Source organism: Blastocatellia bacterium (genome assembly GCA_025054955.1).
Taxonomy (GTDB): domain Bacteria; phylum Acidobacteriota; class Blastocatellia; order HR10; family J050; genus JANWZE01.
This window is the reverse complement of the sequence record JANWZE010000108.1, coordinates 59410-78717: the sequence shown is the minus strand read 5'-3', so window position 1 is coordinate 78717 and position 19308 is coordinate 59410. Positions and strand designations below refer to the sequence as shown.

Annotated in this window: 33 protein-coding genes; all 33 read left to right on the top strand. The window is 56.1% G+C overall.

Annotated features, from left to right (window positions below; all coding sequences use genetic code 11):
• The first annotated feature begins 1 nt into the window (after position 1).
• A complete protein-coding gene (tuf, locus tag NZ823_14080; protein ID MCS6806255.1) occupies positions 2-1189 on the top strand; it encodes an elongation factor Tu in 1188 nt (395 codons plus the stop codon).
• A 29-nt stretch (positions 1190-1218) separates the two neighbouring features.
• The gene (gene rpsJ, locus NZ823_14075; GenBank protein ID MCS6806254.1) at positions 1219-1542 is read left to right on the top strand and encodes a 30S ribosomal protein S10; all 324 of its coding nucleotides are present in this window, start codon (positions 1219-1221) and stop codon (positions 1540-1542) included.
• A gap of 82 nt (positions 1543-1624) precedes the next feature.
• Positions 1625-2257 (top strand): 50S ribosomal protein L3, encoded by a 633-nt coding sequence (rplC, locus tag NZ823_14070; protein ID MCS6806253.1) that lies wholly within the window; start codon positions 1625-1627, stop codon positions 2255-2257.
• Positions 2258-2260: 3 nt separating this feature from the next.
• Complete coding sequence (gene rplD, locus NZ823_14065; GenBank protein MCS6806252.1) at positions 2261-2887, top strand: 50S ribosomal protein L4; 627 nt, start codon at positions 2261-2263, stop codon at positions 2885-2887.
• Positions 2888-2903: 16 nt separating this feature from the next.
• Positions 2904-3215, top strand: a complete 312-nt coding sequence (gene rplW / locus NZ823_14060) for a 50S ribosomal protein L23 (GenBank protein MCS6806251.1) — start codon at positions 2904-2906, stop codon at positions 3213-3215.
• Between the two features lie 15 nt (positions 3216-3230).
• Positions 3231-4055, top strand: a complete 825-nt coding sequence (gene rplB / locus NZ823_14055; GenBank protein ID MCS6806250.1) for a 50S ribosomal protein L2 — start codon at positions 3231-3233, stop codon at positions 4053-4055.
• A gap of 66 nt (positions 4056-4121) precedes the next feature.
• A complete protein-coding gene (rpsS, locus tag NZ823_14050; protein MCS6806249.1) occupies positions 4122-4406 on the top strand; it encodes a 30S ribosomal protein S19 in 285 nt (94 codons plus the stop codon).
• A 55-nt stretch (positions 4407-4461) separates the two neighbouring features.
• Positions 4462-4827, top strand: a complete 366-nt coding sequence (rplV, locus tag NZ823_14045) for a 50S ribosomal protein L22 (protein MCS6806248.1) — start codon at positions 4462-4464, stop codon at positions 4825-4827.
• 17 nt (positions 4828-4844) lie between these two features.
• Entirely contained in the window at positions 4845-5516 is a 672-nt protein-coding gene (gene rpsC / locus NZ823_14040; protein ID MCS6806247.1) for a 30S ribosomal protein S3, read from the top strand.
• 34 nt (positions 5517-5550) lie between these two features.
• Positions 5551-5970: a 50S ribosomal protein L16 gene (rplP, locus tag NZ823_14035; GenBank protein ID MCS6806246.1), complete on the top strand. Its 420-nt coding sequence runs from the start codon at positions 5551-5553 to the stop codon at positions 5968-5970.
• An 8-nt stretch (positions 5971-5978) separates the two neighbouring features.
• Positions 5979-6173, top strand: a complete 195-nt coding sequence (gene rpmC, locus NZ823_14030; GenBank protein MCS6806245.1) for a 50S ribosomal protein L29 — start codon at positions 5979-5981, stop codon at positions 6171-6173.
• Positions 6174-6183: 10 nt separating this feature from the next.
• Complete coding sequence (gene rpsQ / locus NZ823_14025) at positions 6184-6513, top strand: 30S ribosomal protein S17 (GenBank protein ID MCS6806244.1); 330 nt, start codon at positions 6184-6186, stop codon at positions 6511-6513.
• A gap of 43 nt (positions 6514-6556) precedes the next feature.
• Entirely contained in the window at positions 6557-6925 is a 369-nt protein-coding gene (gene rplN, locus NZ823_14020) for a 50S ribosomal protein L14 (GenBank protein ID MCS6806243.1), read from the top strand.
• 1 nt (position 6926) lies between these two features.
• Positions 6927-7277 carry a 50S ribosomal protein L24 gene (gene rplX, locus NZ823_14015; protein ID MCS6806242.1) on the top strand — a complete coding sequence of 117 codons (351 nt, stop codon included), beginning with the start codon at positions 6927-6929 and terminating at the stop codon, positions 7275-7277.
• Between the two features lie 10 nt (positions 7278-7287).
• Complete coding sequence (gene rplE / locus NZ823_14010) at positions 7288-7857, top strand: 50S ribosomal protein L5 (GenBank protein MCS6806241.1); 570 nt, start codon at positions 7288-7290, stop codon at positions 7855-7857.
• A gap of 62 nt (positions 7858-7919) precedes the next feature.
• Positions 7920-8105 (top strand): type Z 30S ribosomal protein S14, encoded by a 186-nt coding sequence (locus NZ823_14005; protein MCS6806240.1) that lies wholly within the window; start codon positions 7920-7922, stop codon positions 8103-8105.
• A gap of 83 nt (positions 8106-8188) precedes the next feature.
• Positions 8189-8581, top strand: coding sequence for a 30S ribosomal protein S8 (gene rpsH, locus NZ823_14000; protein ID MCS6806239.1), 393 nt, complete (start codon positions 8189-8191; stop codon positions 8579-8581).
• A 78-nt stretch (positions 8582-8659) separates the two neighbouring features.
• Positions 8660-9223, top strand: a complete 564-nt coding sequence (rplF, locus tag NZ823_13995; protein MCS6806238.1) for a 50S ribosomal protein L6 — start codon at positions 8660-8662, stop codon at positions 9221-9223.
• Positions 9224-9259: 36 nt separating this feature from the next.
• Complete coding sequence (rplR, locus tag NZ823_13990) at positions 9260-9616, top strand: 50S ribosomal protein L18 (protein MCS6806237.1); 357 nt, start codon at positions 9260-9262, stop codon at positions 9614-9616.
• A gap of 114 nt (positions 9617-9730) precedes the next feature.
• Positions 9731-10237 (top strand): 30S ribosomal protein S5, encoded by a 507-nt coding sequence (gene rpsE / locus NZ823_13985; protein MCS6806236.1) that lies wholly within the window; start codon positions 9731-9733, stop codon positions 10235-10237.
• Positions 10238-10306: 69 nt separating this feature from the next.
• Positions 10307-10537 carry a 50S ribosomal protein L30 gene (gene rpmD, locus NZ823_13980; GenBank protein ID MCS6806235.1) on the top strand — a complete coding sequence of 77 codons (231 nt, stop codon included), beginning with the start codon at positions 10307-10309 and terminating at the stop codon, positions 10535-10537.
• Between the two features lie 23 nt (positions 10538-10560).
• The gene (gene rplO / locus NZ823_13975) at positions 10561-11007 is read left to right on the top strand and encodes a 50S ribosomal protein L15 (protein MCS6806234.1); all 447 of its coding nucleotides are present in this window, start codon (positions 10561-10563) and stop codon (positions 11005-11007) included.
• Positions 11008-11037: 30 nt separating this feature from the next.
• On the top strand, positions 11038-12462 hold the full coding sequence (gene secY / locus NZ823_13970; GenBank protein MCS6806233.1) for a preprotein translocase subunit SecY: 1425 nt from the start codon (positions 11038-11040) through the stop codon (positions 12460-12462).
• Positions 12463-12484: 22 nt separating this feature from the next.
• Complete coding sequence (locus tag NZ823_13965; GenBank protein MCS6806232.1) at positions 12485-13141, top strand: adenylate kinase; 657 nt, start codon at positions 12485-12487, stop codon at positions 13139-13141.
• Entirely contained in the window at positions 13138-13926 is a 789-nt protein-coding gene (gene map, locus NZ823_13960) for a type I methionyl aminopeptidase (protein MCS6806231.1), read from the top strand. Before NZ823_13965 ends, map begins: the two co-directional genes overlap by 4 nt.
• Positions 13927-13987: 61 nt before the next feature.
• On the top strand, positions 13988-14101 hold the full coding sequence (gene rpmJ, locus NZ823_13955; GenBank protein ID MCS6806230.1) for a 50S ribosomal protein L36: 114 nt from the start codon (positions 13988-13990) through the stop codon (positions 14099-14101).
• Between the two features lie 96 nt (positions 14102-14197).
• Positions 14198-14581, top strand: a complete 384-nt coding sequence (rpsM, locus tag NZ823_13950) for a 30S ribosomal protein S13 (GenBank protein MCS6806229.1) — start codon at positions 14198-14200, stop codon at positions 14579-14581.
• Between the two features lie 8 nt (positions 14582-14589).
• Entirely contained in the window at positions 14590-14988 is a 399-nt protein-coding gene (gene rpsK / locus NZ823_13945; GenBank protein ID MCS6806228.1) for a 30S ribosomal protein S11, read from the top strand.
• A 107-nt stretch (positions 14989-15095) separates the two neighbouring features.
• Positions 15096-15746 (top strand): 30S ribosomal protein S4, encoded by a 651-nt coding sequence (gene rpsD, locus NZ823_13940; GenBank protein ID MCS6806227.1) that lies wholly within the window; start codon positions 15096-15098, stop codon positions 15744-15746.
• A 15-nt stretch (positions 15747-15761) separates the two neighbouring features.
• Positions 15762-16757: a DNA-directed RNA polymerase subunit alpha gene (locus NZ823_13935; GenBank protein ID MCS6806226.1), complete on the top strand. Its 996-nt coding sequence runs from the start codon at positions 15762-15764 to the stop codon at positions 16755-16757.
• 32 nt (positions 16758-16789) lie between these two features.
• Positions 16790-17275 (top strand): 50S ribosomal protein L17, encoded by a 486-nt coding sequence (gene rplQ / locus NZ823_13930; protein ID MCS6806225.1) that lies wholly within the window; start codon positions 16790-16792, stop codon positions 17273-17275.
• 59 nt (positions 17276-17334) lie between these two features.
• Entirely contained in the window at positions 17335-18435 is a 1101-nt protein-coding gene (locus NZ823_13925; GenBank protein MCS6806224.1) for a Xaa-Pro peptidase family protein, read from the top strand.
• 128 nt (positions 18436-18563) lie between these two features.
• Positions 18564-19076, top strand: coding sequence for an acetyl-CoA carboxylase biotin carboxyl carrier protein (accB, locus tag NZ823_13920; protein ID MCS6806223.1), 513 nt, complete (start codon positions 18564-18566; stop codon positions 19074-19076).
• Positions 19077-19308: the final 232 nt, after the last annotated feature.

Genomic DNA, 19308 nt, shown 5'->3' with positions numbered 1-19308 from the left:
TATGGCCAAAGAGAAGTTTGAGCGAGACAAGCCGCATGTGAACGTAGGGACGATTGGGCATATAGATCATGGGAAGACGACGTTGACGGCGGCGATCACGAAGGTATTAGGGAAGAAGAATCCGAAGGTGGTGTTTCGGAGTTTTGATTCGATAGATAATGCGCCGGAGGAGAAGGCGCGGGGGATCACGATCGCGACGGCGCATGTGGAGTATGAGACGGAGAAGCGGCACTATGCGCACGTGGATTGTCCTGGGCATGCGGATTACATCAAGAACATGATTACGGGGGCGGCGCAGATGGATGGGGCGATTTTGGTGGTGGCGGCCACGGATGGGCCGATGCCGCAGACGCGGGAGCACATCTTGTTGGCGCGGCAGGTGGACGTGCCGTACATTGTGGTATTCATCAACAAGGTGGATGCGGTGGATGATCCGGAGTTGCTGGATTTGGTGGAGTTGGAGGTGCGGGAGTTATTGAGCAAGTATGGATTTCCTGGGGACGAGTTGCCGGTGGTGCGGGGCAGTGCGTTGAAGGCGTTGGAGGGGGATCCGGAGGGGGAGGCGTCGGTGGAGGCGTTGATGAAGGCTGTGGATGAGTACATACCGACGCCGCAGCGGGAGGTGGACAAGCCGTTTTTGATGCCGGTGGAGGATGTGTTTTCGATCAGTGGGCGAGGGACGGTGGCGACGGGTCGGATTGAGCGTGGGAAGGTGAAGGTGGGAGATGAGGTGGAGATAGTGGGGATCATGCCGACGCGCAAGACGGTGTGCACGGGGGTGGAGATGTTTCGGAAGTTGTTGGACGAGGGTGTAGCGGGAGACAATGTTGGGTTGTTGTTGCGAGGGGTGGAGCGCAAGGAGGTGGAGCGGGGGCAGGTGATTGCCAAGCCTGGGACGATCACGCCGCACACGAAGTTCAAGGCGGAGGTGTACGTGTTGAGGAAGGAGGAAGGTGGGCGGCACACGCCGTTTTTCAAGGGGTATCGGCCGCAGTTTTATTTTCGGACGACGGATGTGACGGGGACGGTCTATTTGCCGGAAGGGACGGAGATGGTGATGCCGGGGGATAATGTGTCGTTGGAGGTGGAGTTGATCACGCCGATCGCGTTGGAGCGGGGCGTGCGGTTTGCCATCCGCGAAGGTGGACGCACGGTCGGCGCCGGCACCGTCACCGACATCATTGCGTAGACTCGGGCGATGAGCCAAGGATCAGATTTATGTTGAATGAGAAAATACGAATTCGCTTGAAGGCGTACGATCATCGCGTGTTGGATCAGTCAACGTCAGAGATTGTGCTGACGGCCAAGCGCACAGGCGCTCGCGTAGCGGGCCCGATTCCGTTGCCAACGGATAAGAGCCGCTACACCGTCAATCGTTCACCGCACGTGGACAAGAAGTCACGTGAGCAATTCGAGATTCGCACGCACAAGCGATTGGTTGACATCTTGAACCCGACGCCTCAGACGATTGACGCCCTGATGCGATTAGATTTGCCAGGCGGCGTGGACGTCGAAATTAAGGCGTTCGGGCGAGATCAGTAATGATGACCGCAGAAGGCTGGCTCGTGTGCTATGCAGGCAAGAGAGCCAACCTCTGCAACGGTGATCGGAGAGAGCGTAGACCATGGTGAACGGAATCATTGGCAAGAAACTTGGCATGACGCAAATCTACCAGGATGATGGCACGGTTGTTCCGGCAACGGTGATCAAAGCTGGTCCTTGTGTCGTGGTGCAAAGAAAGACGGTGGCCAAGGATGGTTACGAAGCTGTGCAGTTGGGCTTCGTGGAAGAGAAGCCGCCGCGCAAAGTGAATAAGCCGATGCGCGGGCACTTCGAGCGTGCTGGCGTGCCGCCGACGCGCATTCTCAGAGAGTTTCGCTTAGAGGCCGCCGATGAAAGCATCAACGTGGGCGATTCCGTGCTGGTTGATCAGTTCGTGATAAATGATCTGGTGAACATCAGGGGCACATCCAAGGGGCGCGGATTCGCTGGTTTCGTCAAGCGTCATCATTTTCGCGGCGGTCGGGCTTCGCACGGGTCTATGTTCCACCGTGCGCCGGGCTCGATTGGCGCGTCCAGCTTTCCATCGCGGGTGTGGCCGGGCGCGCGCATGACGGGGCACATGGGCATGCAGCGACAGACGGTGCGCAATTTGACTGTCGTCGGAGTTGACACTGAACGACATTTGCTCATGGTGCGCGGCGCTGTTCCGGGGCCCAATGGCGGCTATGTGGTGATCGAAAAGGCGAGGAGATGAATCATGCCGACAGTGGACTTGAAAAACTTGAACAATGAAGTGATCGGTCAAGTGGAGTTGTCCGATGAGGTGTTTGCCGCGCCTCACAATCCGGCATTAATTTACGAGGCTGTGCGATGGTTCATGACCAAACAGCGCGCCGGCACTGTAGCCACCAAGACACGCGGCCGCGTCTCCGGCGCAGGCAAGAAGCTTTGGCGGCAAAAAGGGACAGGACGAGCGCGTGTTGCCTCGTTGCGCTCGCCATTGTGGCGACATGGAGGAACGGTTCATGGCCCGCAGCCGCGCCAGTACGCCTATACGTTGCCGGCGAAGATGGTCCGTGGGGCTTTACGCTCCGCCTTGTCCGAGCGGTTGCGTGAAGGGAACCTACAGGTGTTCGAGGCATTCAGCTTGCCGACGCACAAGACAAAGGAATTTGCTAAAACGCTGCGCGGGTTGGGACTGACCAACAAGACGCTGATTGTGGATTCTCATGAGAATCAAAACCTGGCGTTAGCGTCAGGCAACCTGCCATTGGTCAAGCTCGTGGATAGTCGCGAGTTGAACATCTACGATACGCTCAATTATCGGCAGATTGTCTTTTCTCAGGCGGCAATTCAAGAACTTGAGCAACGCCTGGCTAAGTAGTTCAGAGGGAGTGAAGATGCAGAACGTGTGGGATGTGATTAAAGCGCCGGTGGTGACGGAAAAGGCGCTCTCGTTGAAAGATCGCCCTGAAGATGAAGGTCCGCAGGTGTTGGTGTTTCGGGTCAACAGCCGGGCCACGAAAACGTCGGTGAAGCAGGCTGTCGAAAGGATTTTCAAGGTCCAAGTCGAGCAGGTTCGCATCGTCAATCAGCGGGGCAAGCGGGTCTTTCGTTTTGGCCGATTGGTTGGGCGAAAAAGTGACTGGAAAAAAGCTTATGTCACGCTCAAGCCTGGACACCGTATTACCGAGTACGCAGAAGTGATTTAATCGGTTGGAGGGAACATGGCAATTCGATCAGTAGCGCCTGTGACGCCGTCACGACGGTTTCAGACATACTTAGACAAACAGGAGATCACGGCTGAGAAGCCCTACAAGCCACTGTTGGTCAGCAAGCGGCGAACCGACGGGCGGAACAATAATGGGCATATAACCGTTCGGCGGCGCGGCGGCGGCCACAAACGGCGGTTGCGGTTGATTGATTTCAAGCGCGATAAGATCGGTATTCCGGCCAAGGTCGCGACGATTGAGTACGATCCGAATCGGTCGGCGCTGATTGCCTTGGTCAGTTATGCAGATGGCGAGAAGCGGTACATCCTGGCGCCACACGGATTGAAGGTAGGGCAAACGATTGTGGCTGGGCCGGACGCTGATATTTTGGTTGGCAATGCGCTGCCGCTCAGTCACATTCCGCTTGGTACAACAGTACACAACATCGAGCTGCGGCCTGGTAAGGGCGGTCAGATGGCTCGCAGCGCGGGCGCGGCGGCGCAGTTGGTGGCGCGCGAGGGCAATTATGCGCAAATTCGATTGCCCTCTGGCGAGATTCGCAAGGTGCACGTCAACTGCATGGCCACGATTGGTCAGGTCGGCAATTTGGATCATGAGAATGTTTCCTTGGGCAAAGCCGGACGGAGCCGTTACCTGGGCATTCGCCCCCATGTGCGTGGCGTGGCCATGAATCCCGTGGATCACCCGCATGGCGGTGGCGAAGGCAAGACGAGCGGCGGCCGCCATCCGGTGACGCCGTGGGGACAACCAACGCGCGGCTACAAGACACGAAATAATCCGCGCACCGATCAGTACATTGTCAAACGGAGGACGAAATAGTTGCAGGTCGCCGCGGGCGGGCGTCCGCGGCTGGCCGCAGGCGATCAGCAACGAGCGAGTTGTGATATGGCACGATCATTAAAAAAAGGCCCATTCATTGACGATCACTTGCTCAAGAAAGTCATCGGAGCGCAGGAGACGGGTGACCGGAAGGTCATCAAGACGTGGTCCCGGCGCTCGACGGTGATTCCTCAAATGGTTGGCTTGACCATCGCCGTGCATAACGGTAAGAAGTTCATCCCCGTCTACGTGACGGAGAACATGGTCGGACACAAACTAGGGGAGTTTGCGCCGACGCGCACATTTAAGGGGCATCCTGAAAAGAGTGAGAAGGCGGTTAAAAAGGCGTGAAGGGGCGTGATCGTTGAATGGCGGACATCTTGAGTGAGAAGGTTGAAAGATAAATATGGAAGCATGGGCTGTTGCCAAACGTATTCCTGGATCGCCGCAGAAGATGCGATTGGTCATTGATTTGATTCGCGGCAAAGGCGTCAACGAGGCGCGCTCGATTCTGCTTTACACGAAGAAGCGCGCTGCTCATAAGATTTTGCAGGTGTTGAACGCGGCTATCGCCAACGCCGAGCAAAAGGCCGATGAGCAAAATGTGCTGGTGGACATGGACGCTTTGTTTGTTAAACGATGCTTTGTTGATTCAGGACCGACAAAGTATCGCGCTGGCGCGCGCCGGTATCGGCCTGCTCCTCGTGGTCGGGCTTATGCGGAGCGGCGGCGCTCCAGTCGCATTACCGTTGTAGTCTCTACCGAACGGTAGTCACACAGGAGTGAGGCATGGGACAAAAGACGCATCCTTATGGTTTTCGTTTAGGCTACATTCGCAACTGGCATTCCGTCTGGTTTGCCAAGAAGGAGTATGCCAATCTGTTGTTGGAAGACCTGCAGTTGAAGCAGGATTTGAAGAAGCGTTTCACCGGCGCAGGTGTGTCTCATATCGGTGTGGAACGCGCGGCGAATAAGTTGAAGATTCTCATTCATACAGCCCGACCGGGGATCATCATCGGTCGTAAGGGGGCGGAGATTGATAAACTGCGCGGCGATATTCAGGCGCGCACGGGTCGAGAGGTGCTCATCAGCATTCAGGAAGTTGACCGGCCAGAGCTGAACGCGCAATTGCAGGCTGAGAAAGTGGCCCAGCAGTTGGAAAAACGGGTCGCCTTTCGCCGAGCGATGCGCAAGGCCGTAGATGATGCCATGCGATTTGGCGCGCAAGGGATCAAGGTGCGCGTTTCGGGCCGACTCAATGGGGCGGAAATTGCCCGTTCGGAGTGGTACCTGCAAGGGCGGTTGCCGTTACAGACCCTGCGGGCCGACGTGGAATACGGTTTTGCCCAAGCCTATACCACCTACGGCACGTTGGGTGTCAAGGTGTGGATTTACCATGGCGATGTGCTGAGCCCGGAGACGGCGATGACAAAGGGGCCGCGCCCAGCAGGGCGACGCTAGAGCGCGGCGCTCGCACAGTTGGGAGAACAGTCTTATGTTGATGCCAAAGAAAGTGAAATATCGCAAACAGCATCGTGGACGCATGCGCGGCACGCCGGTGCGTGGTTCGTCGCTGGCGTTTGGCGACTATGGGTTAAAGGCCCTCGAATGTGGTTGGGTAACAGACCGGCAGATTGAAGCAGCTCGTATTGCCATGACCCGCTTTGTCAAGCGTGGCGGCAAACTGTGGATTCGTATATTCCCGGATAAGCCGATTACCAAGAAGCCGCTGGAAACGCGTATGGGCAAGGGGAAAGGGTCTCCCGAAGGATGGGTGGCCGTCGTCAAACGGGGTCGGATCATTTACGAGATGGAAGGGGTCAGTGAAGACATGGCCCGCGAGGCGATGCGACTGGCTGCCGCCAAATTGTGTGTGCGAACCAAATTCGTCAGCCGGCACGATCAACTGGGATAGAGGGGATGATGAAAGCAGAACAGTTGCGTAATCTCAGTACAGAGGAGTTACGGGCGAAACTCGAAAGCCTGCGAGAGGACATCTTTCGCTTGCGGTTCAAGCTGAGGTTAGGCCAGACCGAAGTGACCAAGGCGTATCGAGAGTCGAAGAAAGATTTGGCGCGCGTCTACACGATTTTGCGTGAGCGCCAGATGACCAAGTAGCAAAGGGGTTATGAGCGAGATACAACCAGCGGTGGAAACAACAGAGCAAAAGCGACGGGGTCGTCGCCGTGAAGTAGTCGGTTTGGTGACCAGCGACAAAATGATGAAAACAGTTGTGGTCTCGGTGGAGCGACTTGTGCGCCATCCCCACTACCGTCGCGTGTTTCGTCGGCGGTCAAAGTTTATGGCTCATGATGAGCTTGGCTGCCGCGTTGGAGACAAAGTGCGACTGATGGAGACGCGCCCGCTCTCGGCGCGCAAGCGGTGGCGGGTGGTGGAAATCCTCCAGCGATCCACGGCGCCGGTGGCCGACGATACGCAGGCAACGGTCATGAACTGAGCGACGCAAGCAGACCTATGAGGATACTGCGGAGGTAACGACGATGATTTACATGAGAACCATATTGGATGTGGCGGATAATTCCGGCGCGAAGAAAATTTCTTGTATTCTTCCGCTGGGCGGTGACACGGGTTTGGCCGCCACAGTGGGAGACGTGATCATGGCCAATGTCAAGGAGGCCAGTCCTGATGGCACGGTCAAAAAAGGGCAGGTCGTGCGCGCCGTGGTCGTGCGCACGCGCAAGGAAGTGCGGCGTCCGGACGGCTCGTATATTCGCTTTGACGATAATGCCGCCGTATTACTGAAGCCGGATGGAGAGCCTCTCGGCACGCGCGTATTTGGGCCGGTGGCGCGGGAACTGCGCGAGAAGCGGTTTATGAAAATCGTCTCGTTGGCCCCGGAGGTGATTTGAGATGAGCGGCGTGCATGTCAGGAAAAACGATACGGTGATCCTGTTGACGGGTAGCCCGATGGAACGCGATGCCTCAGGCAGATTAGTGCCACGGCGCGGGCGTGTCATTGAAGTGAAGCCGCGGCAAGGCAAGGTGTTGGTCGAAGGGTTCAAGATCATCAAGCGGCACATGCGGCGTGATCCGCGTCGTGGTGTGGCCGGCGGTGTGTTAGAACGAGAATCCTACGTGGACATCTCTAACGTCATGGTGGTCTGCCCGGCATGCAATCGTCCAACGCGCGTCAAATGGAGCGCCGTCGGGGAGAGAAAAACGCGTCTGTGCAGAAAGTGCGGCGGCAATATTGATCAGTAAGGTGAAATCAATGGCAGCAACGAAGTCCAAATATGTACCACGGTTGAAGCAGCGCTACCGCGAGGTCGTTGTCCCGGGGTTGATGAAAGAGCTGAACATCAAGAACGTCATGGCCGTTCCCAAGTTGACGAAGATCGTCATCAACATGGGCGTGGGTGAGGCCACGCAGAACCCCAAGGTCTTGGATGTGGCTGCTGAGGAGCTGGCGGCGATTTCTGGGCAACGTCCTATCATCACCAGGGCGCGCAAATCTATTGCGGCGTTCAAACTGCGCAAGGGCATGCCCGTTGGCGTGACCGTGACCTTGCGGGGCGACCGCATGTATGAATTTCTCGATCGGCTCATCAGTATTGTGCTGCCACGCGTGCGCGATTTTCGTGGCGTTTCACCCAAATCGTTTGATGGGCGCGGTAACTATACCATCGGATTGAAGGACCAACTGGTGTTTCCCGAAGTTGATTTCAATAAAGTGGACAAAGCTCGCGGGATGAACATCTGCCTTGTGACCACAGCCAAGACTGATGAAGAGGCGCGCGCCTTGCTCGCCCATCTGGGGGTTCCATTCCGACAAGGGGGCTAGTGATGACAGGCCCATTTCAACGCTCGTGAACCGTGAATAATGAGGAGACGGTAATAGGTTTTATGGCGAGAAAAAATTTCTTTGCAAAAATGCGACGACAACCCAAATTCGCTGTGCGTTATCGCAATCGCTGCCGCAGGTGCGGTCGGCCACGGTCGTTCTTTCGTAAGTTTGCGTTGTGCCGGCTCTGCTTCCGTGAGTTAGCATTAGAAGGGCACATTCCAGGGGTTGTCAAAGCGAGTTGGTAACGGCGCTGTGGACAGTCAGCGGTGGCGAGCGAGTCAGATGTTGTGATCGGCCACCGACCGCTGTCCACGCAGGTGGAGAAGGTATGACGGATCCAATTGCAGATATGCTCACACGAATGCGCAATGGATTAAAAGCTCGGCATCAGCGCGTGGATATTCCTGCCTCCAGGATCAAAATGGAGATCGCCAGAATCTTGAGAGAGGAAGGATATATCTTCAACTATAAGCTGCTGGGAGAGGGCGCGCACAAAGTGCTGCGCGTCTACCTGAAATATGGGCCCAAGGGCGAGGCGGTGATCAGCCAGTTGGAGCGCGTCTCCAAGCCAGGCCGACGGTATTATGTCAGCGCACAGGAGATTCCCCGTGTCCGGGGCGGGCTTGGCATCAGCATCTTGAGTACGTCGCAAGGGGTGATGACCGGGCGCGAGGCGCGTCGTCGCAATATCGGCGGCGAGGTGTTGTGTAGTGTCTACTAGTCCGTGATTGGTTGTTCGGGCGCGCTATGTAGGTTCGAGGGGCAGCTACGGACGAGGCACGGACAAGGGAGTTTCATTATGTCACGAATTGGTAAGAAACCGATTCCGATTCCAAAGGGAGTTGAGGTGAAGATCAGCGCCGATGCGGTTGAGGTCAAAGGACCCAAAGGCGTATTGCGCTCGCCTGTGCCGTCGGGCATCACGGTGAAGATGGAAGATGGCATGTTGCACGTTGAACGAGCCGGGGATGAGTGGGCAGCGCTTCATGGCTTGACGCGGGCGCTGGTTGCCAACGCGGTCAAAGGGGTTTCGGAGGGATTCACACGCGAGTTGTGCATCGTGGGCGTGGGCTACAAGGCGGAAGTCAAAGGCAACGTGGTGCACTTCACGCTTGGTTATTCGCATCCCATTGAGTTTCCGATCCCGCCCGACTTGCAGGTCAAGGTGGAACGACTGAACCGGCCGATTGACCAGTATCAGATGTCGGTGCTGATTTCCGGTTGTGACAAGCAACGAGTCGGGCAGGTGGCCGCCGATTTACGCGGCCTTCGCCGGCCCGATGCCTACAAAGGCAAAGGCATCCGGTTTGCCGAAGAACAGGTCAGATTAAAGCCGGGTAAAGCGGGCACAAAGGGCGGCTAGCGCCGCATGGTGGAGGATCAAGAGGTAAGGAACGATATGGCTCAGAAATCACGACGGCAGATGCGTCAGGCGGTTCATGCTCGTATTCGCAAGCGCGTGCGCGGCACCCCCGAGCGGCCGCGGTTGTGTGTGTATCGCAGTCTGAAACATATTTATGTGCAGCTTATTGATGACGAGCGAGGCAACACGCTGGCTGCGGCTTCCACGCTGGATAAGAGTTTGGGCGCCAAGGGCAGCAACATGGCGGCGGCGCGTGAGGTAGGCCGATTGATTGCAGCTCGCGCCCTGGATCAGGGCATCACCCGGATTGTCTTTGACCGAGGTGGGTGTCGCTATCATGGCGTTGTCAAGGCATTGGCGGATGCAGCGCGCGAATCGGGATTGCAATTTTGAGCAGCGTTGGTGGAACGCGTATGACGAGCTGCAATGATGAGCAGAGAGCCGGTCGGTGCGCGATGCAGCCGCATCACGCCCCATACGCTGTTCTGCTTGTTTGACGGAGGTTGAATGAAGAATCATGAACATGTCTCAGCCGAAGGGCTTGAGTTGAAAGATTTCGTCGTCAGCATCAATCGCGTGAGCAAGGTGGTCAAGGGCGGCAAGAACCTCTCGTTCAGCGCGTTGGTGGTGGTCGGCGATGGACACGGCGTTGTCGGCTATGGATTGGGTAAAGCGCGTGAGGTGCCAGCCGCGATTAAGAAGGCGCTGGAGTCGGCCAAAAAGAATTTAATTCGCGTGCCGTTGAAAGGCACAACGCTGCCGCATCCGACGATCGGTCGGTTTGGCTCCGGTCGCGTTGTGCTCAAGCCCGCGTCGGAAGGGACGGGCGTTATCGCTGGTGGGCCTGTGCGCGCGGTGTTGCAGGCTTGTGGCGTCCAAAATGTGCTGACCAAGAGCATCGGCTCGAATAATCCCCACAACATGGTGAAGGCCGTGTTTGAAGGGCTCAAGAATATGCGTAGCGCCGAGTATATCGCTGAGCTGCGCGGCAAGGCGGTTGAAGACATTCTTTAGTGAACAGTGGTTAGTGGGGCAACATCAAGACACTGAGCGCTGTTCACGGCCAGGTTACGGGTGAATGTTATGACGAAGGCAAAACAATCGGGACAGAGCACTGGCACGATTAAGATTCAGTATTATCGTAGCGTGATCAATCGGCCGGCGGCTCACAAGCGTATCGTGCGTTCGTTGGGGTTGACCAAGCTGAACCAAATTGTCGAGCGACCCGATACGCCGGGGATACGCGGGATGGTGGCGAAAGTCCCCCACCTCCTGAGAATCGTTGAGGAATCGAGTCGGCAAGACGTTGCTTGATCTGAGGTGAGGCGTGTATGGCAATTGGATTACATAATTTGCGACCGGCCAAAGGCGCGGTGAAAGCTCGGCGTCGGCGCGGCATTGGTCGCGGCTCAGGGCTTGGCAAGACGGCCGGGCGTGGTCATAAAGGGCAGAAGTCGCGTTCCGGCTATTCAAGAAAGATCGGCTTTGAGGGTGGGCAAATGCCCTTGCAGCGACGGTTGCCCAAGCGCGGATTTACGAATATCTTTAAGAAGCGATGGGCGGAGGTGAATCTGGATGTGCTTGACAAGTGGTTTGCAGCCGGTGATACGGTCACGCCCGAAACATTGAAAGAACGCGGCGTTCTGAAAAAGACGCTGGACGGAGTGGTCATTCTGGGGCGTGGCGAGTTGACAAAACCGTTACACATATCGGCGCATCGGTTCACTGAATCGGCCAAGCAAAAGATCACAGCCGCCGGTGGAACGGCGCAGCTCGTGAGCTGATATGGACACGGTCCGAGGCAGAGGTGATCTATGTTGGATCGGTTAGGAAAAACGCTTCGCAACTTGTTTATCATTCCCGACCTGCGCAAGCGCGTTCTCTATATGCTTGGCTTGTTAGTCGTGTATCGCATCGGCGGGGTGATTCAAACGCCGGGCATCAACGGGGAAGTGCTGGAGCGGTTGTGGCAAGATGTCGCCAATAATCTGCTTGGTGTGTTGGATTTGTTTACGGGTGGCAACCTTCGGGTTGTGTCCATCTTTGCTTTGGGTGTGACGCCTTACATTACGGCTTCGATTATCATGCAGTTGATGACGGTGGTGTCCGAACGCATCAAGGCGTTGCAGGAAGAAGGCGAGTTGGGAAGGCGCAAAATAAACCGCTATACGCGCTACCTAACGGTCGGTCTCTGTATGATGCAGTCGGTGGGCATCTCCTACTGGTTGACGCAGCAACCCGGCTTGGTTCAGGGCATCAGCTCACAGATGTTTGTGCCGTTAGCCGCGTTAACGTGGACAACGGGCACCGTGTTTATCATGTGGCTTGGCGAGCAGATCACCGAACGTGGCATCGGCAATGGCATTAGCTTGATTATCATGGCCGGCATCGTGATGGGGCTGCCGCAGGCCGTGCGGCAGATTTGGGAGAAAATCAGTGGCGCAGAGCCCATCACGGTGTTGGGTATCGTGATGATGCTAGTTGTCTTCGTTTTTGTGGTAGCAGCCGTCGTCTTTGTCGAACGCGGTCAGCGGAAAATTCCCGTCAGCTATGCGCGGCGAATGGTTGGTCAGCGCGTCATGGGCGGACAGATGACGCATCTACCATTGCGCGTCAACATGGGGGGAGTGATCCCCGTGATCTTTGCCGTCTCGGTCTTGGCGTTTCCCACGACCGTGGCGCAGTTCTTACCGACTGATTGGGAGTTTACCAAGTGGTTACAAGATCGCCTGATGACGTTCAATACCGGCGGTCACCCGTTTTACAATCTGTTGTTTGTCTTATGCATCATCTTTTTCTGCTTCTTCTATGTTTCGATTGTGTTCAACACTGATGAGGTGGCAGAAAACTTGCGCAAAGCGGGTGGATTTATACCGGGCATTCGGCCTGGCAAGCGAACGTCCGAATACTTGAGCGAGGTGCTGACGCGATTGACGACGGTGGGAGCCATTTACCTGGCCATCATTTGTTTAATCCCACAAGTGATCTTGACCGGGTTTAAGTTTCAGGAAATTCCCTGGATCGGTCCGCCGATTTCTAATTTCCTGGCTACTGTGCCGGGATTGAATTGGATTCAGGATGGACTGGGCTTCCAGTTCTATTTCGGCGGCACGTCCTTGTTGATTGTGGTCGGTGTGGCGATGGATACGTTGAGCCAGATTGAGTCGCAGCTCATTATGCGTCACTATGATGGGCTATTGGGGCCGCGCGCGCGGCGGTTGAGGGGACGACGATTCTAGCGATGAGGTGACATAAGAACCTGTGGCTAAAGTGATCGTGTTGATGGGCATGCCAGGCGTGGGCAAGGGAACCCAGGCTAAATTACTCTCCGAGCGGTTTGGCTGGCCCCAGATTTCTACCGGCGATATGTTACGCGAGATGGCTCAGAATGAGACACCGCTGGGGCAACACGTCAGAGAGATTTTGGCCAGCGGACAATTGGTCAGTGACGATATTCTGGCAGAGATCATTCAAGAACGCACACGGCGAGCTGATTGTCAGAATGGGTACATTCTGGATGGGTTCCCACGCACCGTTCATCAGGCGGAGCTATTGAATCGGTTGATACAGGAGCAGGGCAACGAGTTGACAGTGATCGAAGTCACGGCTGATCGTGACGTGTTACTCAAACGGATTGGCGGGCGGCTCACCTGCTCGCGGTGTGGGGCGATTTACAATCTGCATTTTCAGCCGCCTCAGCAGGCTGGCCAGTGTGATCGTTGCGGCGGGCCATTGATTCATCGGTCGGATGATCAGCCGGAGGCAGTTAGTCGCCGATTGGATGTCTATGAGGAAAAAACCGCGCCGGTGATTGAATACTATCGGCAACATGGCGGGCTGGTCAGCGTGGATGGGGGGCGACCGGTTGATCACGTGTTTGAAGATATTCTCAGAGCAGTGACGGGAGCGGCAGCGTGATTCGGCTTCGCACCAGATCGGAAATCGAGAAGATTCACCACGCCGGACAGATCGTGGCGGAAGTGCTGCGCGATTTGAGGGCGATGATTGAGCCAGGAATTACCACGCGCGAGCTCGATCGCTACGCTGAGTGGAAGATTCGCTCGCGTGGCGCTATACCGACATTCAAAGGGTATCGGGGATTTCCGGCGTCGTTGTGCACTTCGATCAATGAGGAGATTGTGCACGGCATTCCTTCGGATCGAAAGTTGCGCGAAGGTGATATTATCGGCATTGATTGCGGCGCGACCTATCGTGGCTATGTGGGCGATGCGGCGATGACGGTGATCGTCGGTGAGGCACCGCCTGAGGTAAAACAATTGGTGGCGGATACCGAAGCCTCGCTCTACCGGGCGATCGAACAAGCGCGCGTGGGGAATCGGTTACACGATATTTCCTATGCTGTGCAGCAATACGCTGAAGCGCGAGGCTATGGGATTGTGCGCGACTATTGTGGACATGGTGTAGGCACCAAGATGCATGAAGACCCTCAAGTGCCCAATTACGGCAAGCCTGGCACCGGCCCCAAGCTACGGCCCGGACTGGTGCTGGCGATTGAGCCGATGTTGAACTTGGGGACGCATCAGGTTGAAGTCGCCGCTGATGGTTGGACAGTGGTGACGGCTGATCGGAAACCGTCGGCCCACTTTGAGCACACAATCGCCATCACCGAAGACGGACCGATCATTCTCACTCAGCTTGACGACTCAGTGGCGGATCGAGTCAATGCTTTACAAGCTGGGTGATTGGTGTTATAGTCGGTCACTTGTTCGTGAGGAAAATTTCTATACAAAGACGCAGCAGGTTATGAAAGTTCGAGCATCTGTGAAAAAAATCTGTGACAAGTGCAAGATCATACACCGTCACGGGGTCGTGCGCGTCATCTGCGTGAATCCCAAACATAAGCAGCGGCAAGGATGAGCTTACAGCATCTGATGATCGGGCGGCAGTCGGTCAACGTAGCATCAACGCTCGTGGCGACGTGCGGCCAGCATGAATCTTGAGTGAAGGACGATTATGGCACGAATAGCAGGGGTTGATTTACCGGCCAATAAACGAGCGGTCATTGGCCTGACATACATCTTTGGCATCGGACGGTCGCGGTCTGCTGCCATTTTGGCGCAAGCCAATGTGAGCGAGGATAAGAAAATCCGCGATCTGACCGACGAGGAATTGACGCGCATTCGCCAGGTGATTGACCAGGAAGGGAACGTCGAAGGCGATCTGCGCAAAAAGATTCAAATGGATATTCGCCGATTGATTGAAATCGGCTGCTATCGAGGGTTACGGCATCGGCGTGGATTGCCGGTGCGCGGTCAGCGAACGCATACGAATGCGCGTACCCGCAAAGGGCCGCGTCGCGCGACGGTGCCGAAGAAGAAAGCGCCGGGCAAGAAGTGAGGTGAACGATGGCGACACAACGAGGACGACGGAGCGGCAAAAAACGGGAAAAGAAAGTCATCCCGCAAGGGATCGTTCATATCAAGTCAACCTTCAATAATACCCAGGTCACGGTCACCGATATGAATGGCAACGTATTGGTATGGACAAGCGGCGGCGCGCAGGGCTTCAAAGGGTCGCGCAAAGGCACGCCGTTTGCCGCTCAACAAGCGGCCACGCGAGCCGCGACGCTGGCGCGTGAACAGTTTGGCATGCGCAGTTGTGAGGTCTGGATCAAAGGACCGGGCGCTGGCCGTGATTCAGCGATTCGCGCTGTCCACGCGGCAGGCCTTGATGTGAAGGTGATTCGTGATGTGACGCCGATCCCACATAATGGCTGTCGTCCACCGAAGCGGCGGCGTGTGTAGGTTTTGGGCAGTGGTCAGTAGACAGTGAACAGTGGAGAGCAACGTGAGAATTTGAACTGATCCCTGTCCACTCGCTGCTGCCCACTGTTCACGAACAAAGGAGTGATATGGCAGCATATCGAGATGCAAAATGTCGGTTATGTCGGCGCGAAGGCATGAAACTGTTTCTCAAAGGAGAACGGTGTTACAAGCCATCGTGCGCGATTGATAAACGAGGCACTTTCCCGCCAGGGCAGCATGGGCGGATGGCGCGTCGCGCGCGTCTGATCGGCTATGGCGAGCAGTTGCGGGAAAAGCAGAAAGTGCGACGCATCTATGGCGTGCTGGAGCGCCAGTTCCGGCGCTACTTTCAGCGCGCGGCGCGGCAAAAGGGTGTGACAGGTGAAAACTTGCTGATGTTGCTGGAACGACGGCTGGATAATGTGGTTTACCGATTGGGATTCGCCTTTTCTCGTGCTCAAGCGCGGCAGCATGTGGAACATGGTCACGTGATGGTCAAGCGCGGTGATGTTGAGCGTTGCGTTGACATCCCCTCGTTCCAGGTGCAACCGGGTGATGAAATCGCCATTGCGCCGCGCTGGCGGCAGAACGTGCACATTCAAGAAGCGTTTCAGACGTCGGGTGGGCGCGGTCGCCCGGCGTGGTTGCAGATTACCGATGCCGAGAACCTGCGCGGGCGTGTCGTCGCCTTACCGACACGGGATTCGATTACACAAGACATTAACGAACAGCTCATTGTTGAGCTGTACTCGAAGTGAAGTGGAGAAATAACCATGCAATACTGGGTCGGGTTCCAGAAACCGAAGCGTTTAGCTTGTGAGCAAGAAACCCTGACGGATCGCTATGGCAAGTTTTATGCCCAGCCATTTGAGCGCGGATTTGGCACGACGGTGGGCAACAGCATCCGACGCGCGTTGCTGTCGTCCATCGAAGGGCCGGCCATTACGGCCGTGCGCATTGAGGGCGTTCTGCACGAGTTTTCACCAATCCCCGGCGTCGTCGAAGATGCCACCGATGTGATCCTCAATTTGAAGCGCATTCCATTTCGTATGCACGGGCCGGGGCCTAAGACTATACGGGCCGTGCGCCTGGAGCCGGGCAAAATGTATTCGCGTGATATTGAAACGGACAGCGACGTGGAAGTCTTAGACCCGGATATCTACATTGGCACTGTGGCCGAAGGCGGCTCGCTCAACATTGAAATGCGACTCAAGTGGGGACGCGGCTACGTTCCCGCTGAGCAGAACTTCGATGACGATTTGCCGGTCGGCTATATTCCGGTGGATTCCGTTCATTCGCCGGTGCGCAAGGTCAATTGCCGGGTTGAACCGGCCCGCTTGGGTCAAGCGACCGATTACGACAAATTGACCATTGAAGTGTGGACAAACGGCGCTATCCATCCGGCTGATGCAATCGGCATCGCCGCCAAGACAGTCAAAGATCACATGGTCATCTTCATCAACTTTGAAGAAGAAGAGCCGGAAGAGGTGGTGCCCGAACCGATCACCGAAAAACCATCAATCTCGGCCGAGCTGTTGAACCGCTCGATTGATGAAATCGAATTGTCGGTGCGCGCCTTCAATTGTCTGAAGAACGCCAATATCACCACCATCCGAGACTTGGTGAAAAAAACAGAGAGCGACATGTTGAAGATGAAGAATTTTGGCCGCAAGTCGCTCAATGAAGTCAAGGATGTGTTGGCCAAAATGGGGCTTGGGCTGGGCATGGTGATTGATGAGACCGGGCAAGCGGCCGACCGTCGCGCTTGACATGGCGGCGATCAGGCCGGGAGAGTGAAACTATGAGACACAGGGTGGCACATCGCAAACTGGGACGCACGTCGGAGCATCGCAAGGCGCTGCTTCGCAACCTATGTACCTCGTTGATGATTAAAGAGCGAGTCATCACCACGCTGGCCAAGGCCAAAGAACTCCGTCCATTTGCCGAACGCGCCATTACGCTGGCCAAGCGCGGCCTGGCAGCTCAGACGCCGGCACAAACGCTCAATTACCGACGGCTGGCGGCCCGCTATTTCATCGGCGGCCACGGCGAGATTCGTTTCAAGCCTCATGGCGGTTCAAAGCGAATCATTGACCGGACCGGCGCGCCGCTGGCGCTGAAAAAGCTGTTTGATGAAATCGGGCCTCGCTTTATGGAGCGTCCGGGCGGTTACACGCGCATTGTCAAACTCGGTTGGCGCAAAGGCGATGGCGCGGATATGGCATTGATTGAGTTGGTTGACAGGCCGGCCACTACCAAAGACGACAAGAAGAAACAGACTCGCTAAACCGATGTTCTCAACAGTGCTGCCTCAACTATCCGGGTTGATAGTTGGGGCATTTTTCTATGAACCAGCAGCCATCAACGCAGCAAAGTCAATCAACGCGTGAACGTCAAGAGCGCGTCCGCCAGCAGATGCAACAGCTACGCTTGGATGCGCTGTTGGTCACAGAAACGCCTAATATCCGCTATCTGACGGGCTTTACCGGCAGCACGGCGATGCTGTTGCTTTCGCTGGCGGAGACCGTATTGATCACCGATTCGCGCTACCTGACTCAAGCCAGTCAGCAAGTCGCAAACCCGATTGTTCTTGTGGAAGAATCCTATTTCAAGACGGTCGGGCAGGTGATTGAGCGCGCTCACGTGCAACGAGTTGGATTCGAGTCAGCGGCTCTCACCTATCAGCAACTCAATCACCTGTTGTCACAGGTGGAAGGAAACGTTCATTGGGTGCCGACCAGCCAGATTGTGGAATCGCTGCGTATGGTCAAAGAGCCGGAAGAAGTGCAGCGGCTTCGTCGGGCGATTGAGCTAACCGCAGAGGTTTTTCAGACATTGATTGATCAGATCAAGCCCGGTGTGCGGGAGTGCGAGTTGGCAGCAGAGCTGGAATATCGTTTGCGCCAACGTGGCGCTGAGAAAATGTCGTTTGATACGATTGTCGCGTCGGGTGAGCGTTCGGCTATGCCGCACGGTGTAGCATCAGACAAACGGATTGGCCAGGGATTCATCGTCTTCGATTTTGGCATCGTGCTGGACGGTTATTGCAGCGACATGACCCGAACCGTGTATGTTGGCACGCCGGATGCTCGCGCCCGGCAGATCTATCAAACAGTCTTGCAAGCGCAACTTCATTGCGAAGAAAATATGCGCGCCGGCATGGAATGCAAGGCGATTGATGCGCTGGCCCGTGATGTCATTACTGCTGCTGGCTTTGGTGATCAGTATCGGCATAGCACAGGGCATGGTATCGGGCTGCAAGTGCACGAAGCGCCGCGCTTGGCCAAGACAGCCGATGGGCGGGTGCCGGCGGGCGCTGTGGTGACGGTCGAGCCGGGTATTTATCTGCCCGAATGGGGTGGCGTTCGCATTGAAGACATGGTGTTGGTGATGGAGACAGGTTGCCAGGTCTTGACACCCGCATCGAAGGAATTGATCGTGTTGTAGCGGTCATCTGGAGCTTGCTTGATGTTGTGTGGTAGTGGGGCATCGGCTGGATCGAAGGAATTGATCGTGTTGTCGCGGTCATGCTTGGTGACACAGCGCGCGCCCTAGCGCAAACGGGCGAGGTCATTATGGACTTAAACGAGATCAAACAACTCATTCGGTTGGTAGACGAAAAACGATTTGCCGAATTCGAACTGGAGCGCGGTGATTTCAGGCTGCGCATCAAGCGAATGCACACGCCACCGCCGCCACCTGCGGCAGGGCCGGCCCCTGCGCCACCGATGCCGATGGTGGCATCCGGGCCTGTTGTGTCACCGGCGACAGCAGACGTGGTCCCGACGCAACAACCCGTGCCGGCTTTGCAACCGGAAACAACCGGCGTTGTGGCTGATGTTGACCTGCACTTGATTCGCTCGCCGATGGTCGGCACATTTTATCGCTCGCCGAGTCCCACAGCAGCGCCATTTGTGCAGGTTGGCGACCGTGTTGAACGTGGTACGGTCCTCTGCATCGTCGAGGCGATGAAGTTGATGAACGAAGTGCCTTCAGATGTGGCCGGCGAGGTGATGAGTATACTTGTGGAAAACGGCCAGCCGGTTGAATACGGCCAGCCATTGTTTGCAATCAAACCGAGTTCGTGATTCGTGGCTCGTGGTTCGTGAATCGTGAATCGTAGACCGTGATTCGTGGCTCGTGGTTCGTGGTTTGTGAATCATGATCCGTGGTTTGTGGATCGTGGTTCCTGGAATGTAGCGCGTGGCTCCCAAGTTGAATCACAGATCACGAATCACGGATTACGGGCGCCGGATCACGGACCACGAATCACGAGTCACGGACCACGAATCACATACCACGGATCACGAATCACGGACC

Coding starts and splice junctions, on each gene's coding strand:
- tuf (MCS6806255.1), top strand. CDS start 2: ATGGCCAAAGAGAAGTTTGAGCGAGACAAGCCGCATGTGAACGTAGGG.
- rpsJ (MCS6806254.1), top strand. CDS start 1,219: ATGTTGAATGAGAAAATACGAATTCGCTTGAAGGCGTACGATCATCGC.
- rplC (MCS6806253.1), top strand. CDS start 1,625: ATGGTGAACGGAATCATTGGCAAGAAACTTGGCATGACGCAAATCTAC.
- rplD (MCS6806252.1), top strand. CDS start 2,261: ATGCCGACAGTGGACTTGAAAAACTTGAACAATGAAGTGATCGGTCAA.
- rplW (MCS6806251.1), top strand. CDS start 2,904: ATGCAGAACGTGTGGGATGTGATTAAAGCGCCGGTGGTGACGGAAAAG.
- rplB (MCS6806250.1), top strand. CDS start 3,231: ATGGCAATTCGATCAGTAGCGCCTGTGACGCCGTCACGACGGTTTCAG.
- rpsS (MCS6806249.1), top strand. CDS start 4,122: ATGGCACGATCATTAAAAAAAGGCCCATTCATTGACGATCACTTGCTC.
- rplV (MCS6806248.1), top strand. CDS start 4,462: ATGGAAGCATGGGCTGTTGCCAAACGTATTCCTGGATCGCCGCAGAAG.
- rpsC (MCS6806247.1), top strand. CDS start 4,845: ATGGGACAAAAGACGCATCCTTATGGTTTTCGTTTAGGCTACATTCGC.
- rplP (MCS6806246.1), top strand. CDS start 5,551: ATGTTGATGCCAAAGAAAGTGAAATATCGCAAACAGCATCGTGGACGC.
- rpmC (MCS6806245.1), top strand. CDS start 5,979: ATGAAAGCAGAACAGTTGCGTAATCTCAGTACAGAGGAGTTACGGGCG.
- rpsQ (MCS6806244.1), top strand. CDS start 6,184: ATGAGCGAGATACAACCAGCGGTGGAAACAACAGAGCAAAAGCGACGG.
- rplN (MCS6806243.1), top strand. CDS start 6,557: ATGATTTACATGAGAACCATATTGGATGTGGCGGATAATTCCGGCGCG.
- rplX (MCS6806242.1), top strand. CDS start 6,927: ATGAGCGGCGTGCATGTCAGGAAAAACGATACGGTGATCCTGTTGACG.
- rplE (MCS6806241.1), top strand. CDS start 7,288: ATGGCAGCAACGAAGTCCAAATATGTACCACGGTTGAAGCAGCGCTAC.
- NZ823_14005 (MCS6806240.1), top strand. CDS start 7,920: ATGGCGAGAAAAAATTTCTTTGCAAAAATGCGACGACAACCCAAATTC.
- rpsH (MCS6806239.1), top strand. CDS start 8,189: ATGACGGATCCAATTGCAGATATGCTCACACGAATGCGCAATGGATTA.
- rplF (MCS6806238.1), top strand. CDS start 8,660: ATGTCACGAATTGGTAAGAAACCGATTCCGATTCCAAAGGGAGTTGAG.
- rplR (MCS6806237.1), top strand. CDS start 9,260: ATGGCTCAGAAATCACGACGGCAGATGCGTCAGGCGGTTCATGCTCGT.
- rpsE (MCS6806236.1), top strand. CDS start 9,731: ATGAAGAATCATGAACATGTCTCAGCCGAAGGGCTTGAGTTGAAAGAT.
- rpmD (MCS6806235.1), top strand. CDS start 10,307: ATGACGAAGGCAAAACAATCGGGACAGAGCACTGGCACGATTAAGATT.
- secY (MCS6806233.1), top strand. CDS start 11,038: ATGTTGGATCGGTTAGGAAAAACGCTTCGCAACTTGTTTATCATTCCC.
- rpmJ (MCS6806230.1), top strand. CDS start 13,988: ATGAAAGTTCGAGCATCTGTGAAAAAAATCTGTGACAAGTGCAAGATC.
- rpsM (MCS6806229.1), top strand. CDS start 14,198: ATGGCACGAATAGCAGGGGTTGATTTACCGGCCAATAAACGAGCGGTC.
- rpsK (MCS6806228.1), top strand. CDS start 14,590: ATGGCGACACAACGAGGACGACGGAGCGGCAAAAAACGGGAAAAGAAA.
- rpsD (MCS6806227.1), top strand. CDS start 15,096: ATGGCAGCATATCGAGATGCAAAATGTCGGTTATGTCGGCGCGAAGGC.
- NZ823_13935 (MCS6806226.1), top strand. CDS start 15,762: ATGCAATACTGGGTCGGGTTCCAGAAACCGAAGCGTTTAGCTTGTGAG.
- rplQ (MCS6806225.1), top strand. CDS start 16,790: ATGAGACACAGGGTGGCACATCGCAAACTGGGACGCACGTCGGAGCAT.
- NZ823_13925 (MCS6806224.1), top strand. CDS start 17,335: ATGAACCAGCAGCCATCAACGCAGCAAAGTCAATCAACGCGTGAACGT.
- accB (MCS6806223.1), top strand. CDS start 18,564: ATGGACTTAAACGAGATCAAACAACTCATTCGGTTGGTAGACGAAAAA.